At 61.6% G+C, this 8,277-nt stretch carries 9 protein-coding genes; 3 read left to right on the forward strand and 6 right to left on the reverse strand.

What is annotated here, in order from left to right; all coding sequences use genetic code 11:
• Window positions 1-779: acetyl-CoA carboxylase, carboxyltransferase subunit beta (gene accD, locus WBB85_RS02415; RefSeq protein ID WP_432637029.1), on the reverse strand; the 779-nt coding region annotated here is incomplete at its 3' end.
• Window positions 780-841: 62 nt separating this feature from the next.
• Window positions 842-1,744 (reverse strand): CPBP family intramembrane glutamic endopeptidase, encoded by a 903-nt coding sequence (locus WBB85_RS02420; RefSeq protein ID WP_432637030.1) that lies wholly within the window; start codon window positions 1,742-1,744, stop codon window positions 842-844.
• A gap of 285 nt (window positions 1,745-2,029) precedes the next feature.
• Here WBB85_RS02420 and WBB85_RS02425 point away from each other — a divergent pair, with 285 nt between their 5' ends.
• From WBB85_RS02425 to WBB85_RS02435, 3 genes are all read left to right on the forward strand, one after another.
• Complete coding sequence (locus tag WBB85_RS02425) at window positions 2,030-2,665, forward strand: hypothetical protein (RefSeq protein ID WP_432637031.1); 636 nt, start codon at window positions 2,030-2,032, stop codon at window positions 2,663-2,665.
• Between the two features lie 104 nt (window positions 2,666-2,769).
• Window positions 2,770-3,543 carry a DUF6478 family protein gene (locus WBB85_RS02430; RefSeq protein ID WP_432637032.1) on the forward strand — a complete coding sequence of 258 codons (774 nt, stop codon included), beginning with the start codon at window positions 2,770-2,772 and terminating at the stop codon, window positions 3,541-3,543.
• A gap of 10 nt (window positions 3,544-3,553) precedes the next feature.
• The gene (locus tag WBB85_RS02435) at window positions 3,554-3,931 is read left to right on the forward strand and encodes a hypothetical protein (protein ID WP_432637033.1); all 378 of its coding nucleotides are present in this window, start codon (window positions 3,554-3,556) and stop codon (window positions 3,929-3,931) included.
• A 9-nt stretch (window positions 3,932-3,940) separates the two neighbouring features.
• On the opposite strand, the gene WBB85_RS02440 is transcribed toward WBB85_RS02435, so the two are convergent.
• The 4 genes from WBB85_RS02440 to leuC form a co-directional block, all read right to left on the reverse strand.
• Entirely contained in the window at window positions 3,941-4,921 is a 981-nt protein-coding gene (locus tag WBB85_RS02440; RefSeq protein WP_432637037.1) for an endonuclease/exonuclease/phosphatase family protein, read from the reverse strand.
• A gap of 98 nt (window positions 4,922-5,019) precedes the next feature.
• Window positions 5,020-5,856, reverse strand: a complete 837-nt coding sequence (locus WBB85_RS02445) for a hypothetical protein (protein ID WP_432637034.1) — start codon at window positions 5,854-5,856, stop codon at window positions 5,020-5,022.
• A 275-nt stretch (window positions 5,857-6,131) separates the two neighbouring features.
• Complete coding sequence (leuD, locus tag WBB85_RS02450; RefSeq protein WP_432637035.1) at window positions 6,132-6,737, reverse strand: 3-isopropylmalate dehydratase small subunit; 606 nt, start codon at window positions 6,735-6,737, stop codon at window positions 6,132-6,134.
• Between the two features lie 12 nt (window positions 6,738-6,749).
• Complete coding sequence (gene leuC / locus WBB85_RS02455) at window positions 6,750-8,168, reverse strand: 3-isopropylmalate dehydratase large subunit (RefSeq protein WP_432637036.1); 1,419 nt, start codon at window positions 8,166-8,168, stop codon at window positions 6,750-6,752.
• Between the last annotated feature and the right edge of the window lie 109 nt (window positions 8,169-8,277).

Raw genomic sequence — 8,277 nt, forward strand, 5'->3', positions numbered from 1 at the left:
TCGAGCATGCCGTGATCGAGAAGATATTCCGAGCGCTGGAAGCCTTCGGGCAGTTTTTCGCGAATCGTTTGTTCGATGACGCGGGCACCGGCAAAGCCAATGAGCGCATTCGGTTCAGCCAGTTGCACGTCACCGAGCATCGCATAGGAGGCGGTGACGCCACCGGTCGTCGGATGGGTCAGGACAACGATGTAAGGCAGGCCCGCCTCTTTCAGCATCTCGACCGCGATCGTGGTGCGCGGCATCTGCATCAGGCCGAGAATACCCTCCTGCATCCGCGCGCCACCGGCAGCTGAGAAAAGAACGAAGGGCCGCTTCAGCTTTACCGCCCGTTCCGCACCGGCGATGATCGCGTTTCCGACATACATCGACATCGACCCGCCCATGAAGGCGAAATTCTGGGCTGCGGCGACGATGGGGGTGCGGCTGATTTCGCCCTCGGCAACCAGCATCGCTTCTTTTTCGCCTGTGGCCTTCTGCGCCGCTTTCATCCGGTCGGGATATTTCTTCTGGTCGCGGAAATGCAGCGGATCGGCGATGGGTTCGGGCACCTTCACCTCGGAAAAGACGCCGCCGTCGAAAAGCGCGCCAAAGCGGTCGCGTGGCGTGATCGCAAGGTGATGATCGCAATTGGTGCAGACGTTGAGATTGTCGCTCAGTTCCCGATGGAACAGCATCGTTCCGCATTCGGGGCATTTGGACCAGAGATTGTCCGGAATCTCGCGCCGCGAGAACAGCGAGTTAATCGTGGGCCGGACGTAGTTGGTGATCCAGTTCATCGGGGCCTGCCTTGGGTCTGTGCGTCAGGCCCTGAGATAGTCCGGGCGGACGCGAAATGCAATCAGACGCGCAAGCTCAGCCTGGCCAGAAGCCACGAGACGATCATCGTCGCGAAGTCGAGCATCAGGGCTGGGCGGGTGACATCGGTATCCTTGAGGTCAAGCGGCAGCGACCAGAGCGCCAGACCGTCGAGATTGCCCGCGACGCCAACCACGAGAAGGGCGATGGCGTTGTTGGCGAAATGAAAGGCAAGGGCCGCACCCAGATTGCCGGTCCGTGCCGTCAGGTCCGCCGCCATCGCCCCGAACATCGCGGCCCAGAGCGTGATCAGCCAGGCATTCTGCCCGTATTCTTCCGGCAGATGATGCCCCCAGGCAAACAGCGCCGACGGTACGCCGATCCAGATTGCGGGCATCCTGAAGCGGGCGGCGAGCTGGCTTTGCAGATAGCCCCGGAACACCAGTTCCTCGGCCCCGATCTGGATCAGGATGCCGGGAAGTGCGAAAGGCAGATAGAGCAGGAAGGTCGTGAGGTTGAGACCGGGGCGAATGTCAGCACCATGCAGGGTCAGCGGCAACATAACCAGCTGAAGCCCGAGAACCGGCACAAAGACCCGCAGAAAATCGGTGCGCAGAGTACGCCATGACGGTCCGAAAAGCGTGGCTGCACCACGTCCATGCAGCAACCGTACCGCCGCAAATGGACCCAGCGCGAGCCCCAGAAACGTCCAGAGCAGCAACAACATGCCGCCGGGGGTATCGCCATGGACAATTCGCTCGAACAATGCCGATGCAATGAGGCTTCCGTATCTTTCTGTAAGGTAGACGCCGAGCAGCATCAGTGGCCCAAGGTAAAGCGCCACAATGACGATGGCAGCGGGAAGAAGCCGCCAAAGCTCGGCCTTCGGCCGTGCCGGGGCAGTCAGATCTTCCTGTGGGGCATAAGCGGCGATGGGTATCAGCATGATGGTCGCGACGCTATAGCGTTTCGGGTTTACATTGAATCAGAATTTGAACCTTTTTCGTTCGAATTCTGATACTTGTCACCTTAACAAAAACCCGAAACGCTTTAGCCGCCCATCGCGGCGGCTTCAATTGCGGAACGGCGCCGATGCCGATGCACGTGCTTGTTTCCAGTCCATGGCTCGCATATTGCAGGGTAACTGACTGGAAAGAGGGGCTCGATGAACGGCCGTCGCTTGGATGGAAGCACAGGTGCTTTTCGCCAATTGCCCAGGGGCATGGCGCGAATGCTGATGGCTTTATCCGCCCGGATCGGTCGGCTTCTTCTGCTGTTGGGGATACCGCTTGGGCTTGCCGGGTGTATCGCGCTCGGACCGGCAGAGGTCACGCGTGCCATCGCGGTGGCGGACGGGGCGGTCGTCGTATCCGGACCGACCGGTTACTGTATCGACCGCGCTGCCACCCGGGACGGGCCGGAAGGGGCCTTTGTCCTCTTTGGGACCTGCGCCGCACTGGCCGGGTCGCCCGCGGCCGGGCAGCCTGACGATCCTGCGGTTCTGACCGTTTCCGTCCTGCCCGGTGCGCCGGATGCCGCGACCTTTGCTGAAAGCCTGCCGGCCCTCACGACCTTCTTCCGCTCCGCACCGGGGCGGGCCGCCCTGAGCCGGTCGGGTGAGGCGGCCGACATCACCGTGGCGAATGTCGTTCAGGCGGATGGCGCGCTCTTGCTGGAACTGCGTGACGCATCGGCGGCACGAGGCCAGCAGGTAGAGCCGGAATACTGGCGCGCGGTTCTGACCCTTGAGGGCAGCATGGTGACGGTCTCAGCGCTCAGCCTTAACAGCAGGCCGTTGTCATCGGGCCAGAAACGCCGGGTGCTTGAGGCTTTGATCGCAAGGATTCGTGCGGCGAATGCCGCGTGACTGTTGGCCGGGTTAAAAGACCCGACCTTGCGCCGGGGCGGAAGGAATGGGTAAGACTTGGACGATAGGTTGAGCGATCAGATAGCGGGAAAGCGGCGCATCGGATGAAGAGTGGTATCGGCACGATGCTTGACCGGTTCCTGTTGCGCCGTTCGATTGCGCGCTGGCGCAATATCGCCGCAGATGCCGACACGGCCGATCTGGCCACGCTTCGTGGGTTGCGCGGGCCCGCCCGTCAGGTGCGGCGTGAGATTGACCGGCTGCTATATGTGGCGGACGGGCGTCTGATGCTGCCCGCCATCGGGTCGAAAGCAATCCGCAAACCGCTGATGTCCGACTGGGCCTGGCGCCCGGAAATCTGGCGGGGCCCGATCACGCCCCCGGGGATGGCGGCGGTGGAAAACCGCGCCACATTCGGGGACGAGGCCACGATTTTCCACGATTGCGATACCAGCGAACTGACCCTGCGCCAGATCCGCAATACCCGCGAAAGCGATCTTGCGCCTTTTGGCTTTCGCATGGATGTGTTTCGGTTCGACGGGTCGTTTCTGTCCGTCGTGATTGACCTGCCCGAAGAGGCCATAGAGGGCCTGACCCTGCAGCATGTGATCCGTATGGAAACGCAGGTCGAGATGGAAAAGCCGATTGAGATCTTTGCCCGCCTCAATGTTCGGCACGGGCCCAACTCGGAACAGCTGGTCCGCGAGCTGCCATTGAATGAGGCAGAGGTCATGGTGGAGTTTGACCTCGCCTATACCAAGATGAACGAAAAACGGGTTGAGAAGGTCTGGATCGACCTGATCTTCGAAGGCCCTGAGATGAACCAGATCGTGTTGCGCGACCTGACATTCAGCCGCCGCCCGCGCGCGGAACTTTGACGGAGGAGCGATGAGCGATCTGGCACTGGAATGGGCGCGAATTCGGGCCGGAACCTGGGAGGCGGAAATCGCCAGCTCTGGCGATGCGGCACCCCGGATCGAGATCTGGCATCTGGATCAGAAGCTGGAAACCCTCAAGGCCGGTGCCAGGACCGGGAACGGCCGCTGGCCGGTTTCTTTCGCGATTCCGTCCGGTGTACTGGCCGATGGCGTGCAGACATTCCTCGTGCGCGACGAAGGCAGCGGTGACAAGATCGGACAGTTCAGCATTGTCACGGGGGAACCGCTTGAAGACGATCTGCGGGCCGAGATCGACCTGCTCAGGGCCGAGCTTGATATGCTGAAGAAGGCGTTTCGTCGTCATTGCCTGGAGACCGCCGGGCGGTAGCAGAGGATCCTACGGGAACTCTACTTCGACCCAGACAAGCCGATGGCGCGAGGCGGCCTCCACAGGTGCCAGCGCCGGATCACCTGGTTCCGGCCACCACACACCGGCATCCAGAACCTTCAGCCCGGCGGAGGGCAGCACATAATCCACACGCAGATTGCCCGGTCCCCGGTCGTCGGGCCAGTCGGCGGTGTCGGTCGCGGCCTCGCCGCTTTGACTTTCATTCACTCCGGCCTGTTGGGCAGCCGCTGCGCGTGCACCATCGCTACCGGGGCGAACATCCTGTATCCGTGGATCGGTGAGTAACGCCGACAAGGCCTCTGCCCGGCCATCACCGTCCACAGGGTCAAGATTGGCATCCCCCAGCAAGACAAAGGGCCCGGAAGGGGCTTCAAACGGCAGATCACCGTCGAGCAATCGCAGCCAGAAGGCGGTTTCATCATGGTTGCGGCGTCCGTTCCGGTCCTCAGATCCATCGAAGACGGGCGGCGTCGCATACCAGGCCAGCAGGGTCAGATGGCTGCCGTCAGACAAAATCACCGGAACCGACCAGTGCCCGGTGGTCGACAGCCGCTGCACCGCCTGCGCGTCATCGGAGAGTGCGGCACCGGCAATCAACCCTTCTGGCAGGTCACGCCAGAGGAAGGTGGAGTAGTCCAATGCTGCGCCATTCTCGATCGGCAACAGTGACAGGATCGCCATGCCGTTCTCGCCCGCGAAGCGACCATAACCCTGCGCGTCGCCGGGCCCGCCAAGCTTGCCGTCGCCATTCAGATCAACACCGCTCTGCCAGCCGGTATTGGGCCTGATGGCGAAGGCATGCGGGTAGTCGACTCCACGATCGGACAACCGGTCGGCAAAGGCGGCCAGGGCAACGCCGTCCAGATCGTAGTCAAACCCGGTAACCAGAAGAATATCCGGCGCTGCGGCGGCAATGACATCGGCAGCGGCCTCGACCTGCTCGTCACGCCCAGACAGGATATCTCGCAAAAGAAGCCCCGGCCCCTTGCGTGTCAGATCGGCATTGTAGGTGGCGATGCGAAGTGTTTCGCTGCTGACCGGGCCTGCCGCAAGGCAGGCGGCGATGATCAGGCCGGCACAAGGTCCGGGTTTGTGGGCGCGTTGCTGCGCTTGCGCTTCTCGGCGATCATGCCCGCGATGCGTCCCATCGCGATGCCGCGCATGAAGAGGGAAGCAGGAAGGAAGGCCCATGCAGTCATTGTCCAGATCAGTGTCTGTGGACTTTCCAGCGTAACCGGCGAGAAGGCAAGGGAGGCCAGCTTCACAGACGCAGGAATGAGGAACGGCAGAAGGAACCCAAGCGCGATATTGAACCGCGCGTCACGCTGCAACCGGTCAACAACATCGCCACCCGTTGTGGGATCGAAGGTCGGCAGGTTGATCCAGACATTGAAGCTGCCCATCCGGTTCGGCCAGCCGATTGCCCGCATGGCGACAACGAAGAAGACCAGTGTCAGAAGCGAGATCACATAGGCGATCCCCGCTGTGGTCCGCACCAGCATGAGGTGCTTCAGGCTCATCCCCTCGGGCAGCATAAGCACGACAAGGCGAACCGGGCTGTAGGGAACATCGATCACTTCACCCAGCCGGCTACCCAGAGCTTCGATGAAGGTCGTCAGTGTCGTGGGCATTACTTCGCCCCGCACTATGGTCGACAGAATCAACACCGTCACGAACAGCGACAGAAAGCGCAGCCGGTTGAAGGGCGGCGCATCGCGAAACTCGACAAGTCCGGGATAGGTTGAGGCATATTCGAAGAAGGTCAGTGCGGCTGCAAAAAGCGCGACAAGGGCAACAATCTGGGTGGTGTCCGACGGCACGCCGGGCAGCATGAGCGATGGCGTTGCAATCAACACCACGATCAGCAATGCCCGCACGAGGGCTCCCGTCAGCTGAGAAAACACTACCCTATTCCCCTCGTCTGGCCGGAACCGGTACATTGCCGGTGCTCTGATCCAACGCGGGCTCGCCATAAGCGACGACCTGCCTCATCTGGACCGAACATGCGCGCAATTCCGCCTCCCCATCAACTTGTGGTTAAGGTTAACCCCGGCAATAAGGCGTTTTCGTGGAAGAAGTGGTGCGGCAATGCATCAATTTCGGTGCAAGATTCCGTCATTTTACGCTAGGTAAAGGGCCGCCAGAGGGGGCGGCCCATGTCATTATGGCGATATTATGACTAAACCCAGGGTCGAGACTGGGCAGCGGTCTTTTCGTACGAGTCGATTGCCGTGGCTTTTTCGAGCGTCAGGCCAATATCGTCCAAACCGTTCAAAAGGCAGTGCTTCCGGAACGAATCAACCTCGAAGGCAAAGCTCTGCCCATCCGAGGTGGTCACAGTCTGTGCCTCAAGGTCGACACTCATCCGCGCATTGGCGCCTTTCCGTGCATCCTCCATCAGGACATCGACCGCATCCTGTGGCAGCATGATCGGCAGGATGCCGTTCTTGAAGCAGTTGTTGAAGAAGATGTCGGCAAAGCTGGTGGAGATCACAGCGCGGATGCCGAAATCGAGCAGCGCCCAAGGGGCATGTTCCCGGCTCGATCCGCAGCCGAAATTGTCACCGGCGACGAGGATCTCGGCTTCCCGGTAGGCAGGCTGGTTCAGCACGAAATCCGGAATTTCCTTGCCGTCCTGCGTGAACCGCATCTCGTCAAAGAGATTGGCGCCAAGGCCCGAGCGCTTGATCGTCTTCAGGAACTGCTTGGGGATGATCATGTCGGTGTCGATGTTCACGAGAGGCATCGGCGCCGCGATCCCGGTGAGGGTGGTGAATTTGTCCATGTCTCTTCTCCCTTACACCGCTTCTGCCATCATCACGCGCACATCGGTCAGGTGACCGGTGACCGCCGCTGCCGCTGCCATTGCGGGGCTCATCAGGTGGGTGCGACCGCCCCGGCCCTGACGGCCCTCGAAGTTGCGGTTCGACGTTGCCGCGCAGCGTTCGCCGGGCGAAAGCTGGTCGGGGTTCATCGCAAGGCACATTGAACAGCCCGCAAGCCGCCATTCGAATCCGGCATCGATGAAGATCTGGGCGAGCCCTTCTTCCTCGGCCTGGGCCCGGACAAGGCCCGAGCCCGGCACGACCATCGCGCGCATCCCCTCGGCCACTTTCTTGCCTTTGAGGATCGCGGCGGCTGCACGCAGGTCCTCGATCCGTCCGTTGGTGCAGGAGCCGATGAAGACGGTGTCGATCTTGATGTCGGTCAGCTTCTGGCCCGGCTTCAACCCCATATAGTCGAGCGAGCGTTGCGCCGCCTCGACCTTGCCGCCCTTGAAATCCCCTGCTGCGGGAACTGCAGCGGTGATCGGCAGCACGTCTTCGGGGCTGGTGCCCCAGGTGACGACGGGGGCGATATCCTCGCCCTTCAGGGTCACGACCTTGTCGAAATGCGCGCCGTCATCGGTGTTCAGCGTCTTCCACCAGGCGAGGGCTGCTTCCCATTGCGCGCCTTTCGGCGCATGGGGGCGGCCCTGAACGTATTCAAAGGTCTTCTCATCCGGCGCGATCAGGCCCGCACGCGCGCCGCCCTCAATCGCCATATTGCAGACGGTCATGCGGCCTTCCATCGACAGATCACGGATCGCCTCGCCGCAATACTCGATGACATAGCCGGTGCCGCCCGCCGTGCCGGTGGCACCAATGACGGACAGCGTGATGTCCTTGGCGGTCACACCGGGGCGCAGTTTGCCGGTGATCTCCACCTTCATGTTCTTCGATTTCTTCTGGATCAGCGTTTGCGTCGCCAGAACATGCTCCACCTCGGACGTGCCGATCCCGTGCGCCAGCGCCCCGAAGGCACCATGCGTTGCGGTGTGGCTGTCGCCGCAGACCACCGTCATGCCCGGCAGGGTCCAGCCCTGTTCCGGCCCGACGATATGGACGATGCCCTGACGGATGTCCGAGACGGGATAATAGTGAACACCGAATTCCTTGGCGTTCTTGTCGAGCGCTTCGACCTGAATGCGGCTTTCTTCGGTCATCGTGGCAGCGTTGGCCCGGTCAAGCGTCGTGGGGACGTTGTGATCAGGCACCGCGATGGTCTTTTCGGGCGCACGGACCTTGCGGCCGGTCATGCGCAGGCCTTCGAAGGCTTGCGGGCTCGTTACCTCATGCACGAGGTGGCGGTCGATATAGAGCAGGCAGGTGCCATCGTCCTGGGTATCAACGACATGGGCATCCCAGATCTTGTCATAGAGGGTCTTGGGGGACATTGGTCCTCTCCGGTTTGTCAGGATTCCAAAAAAAGGCGACAGGGCAGGGTGCCGATCAAAGTCGGGCCAGCACGCTCAGCGTCGCGCCGAAGAACCGCCAGGGCAGGCG

This window comes from Albidovulum sp., from assembly GCF_049646345.1.
Lineage (GTDB): Bacteria > Pseudomonadota > Alphaproteobacteria > Rhodobacterales > Rhodobacteraceae > Albidovulum.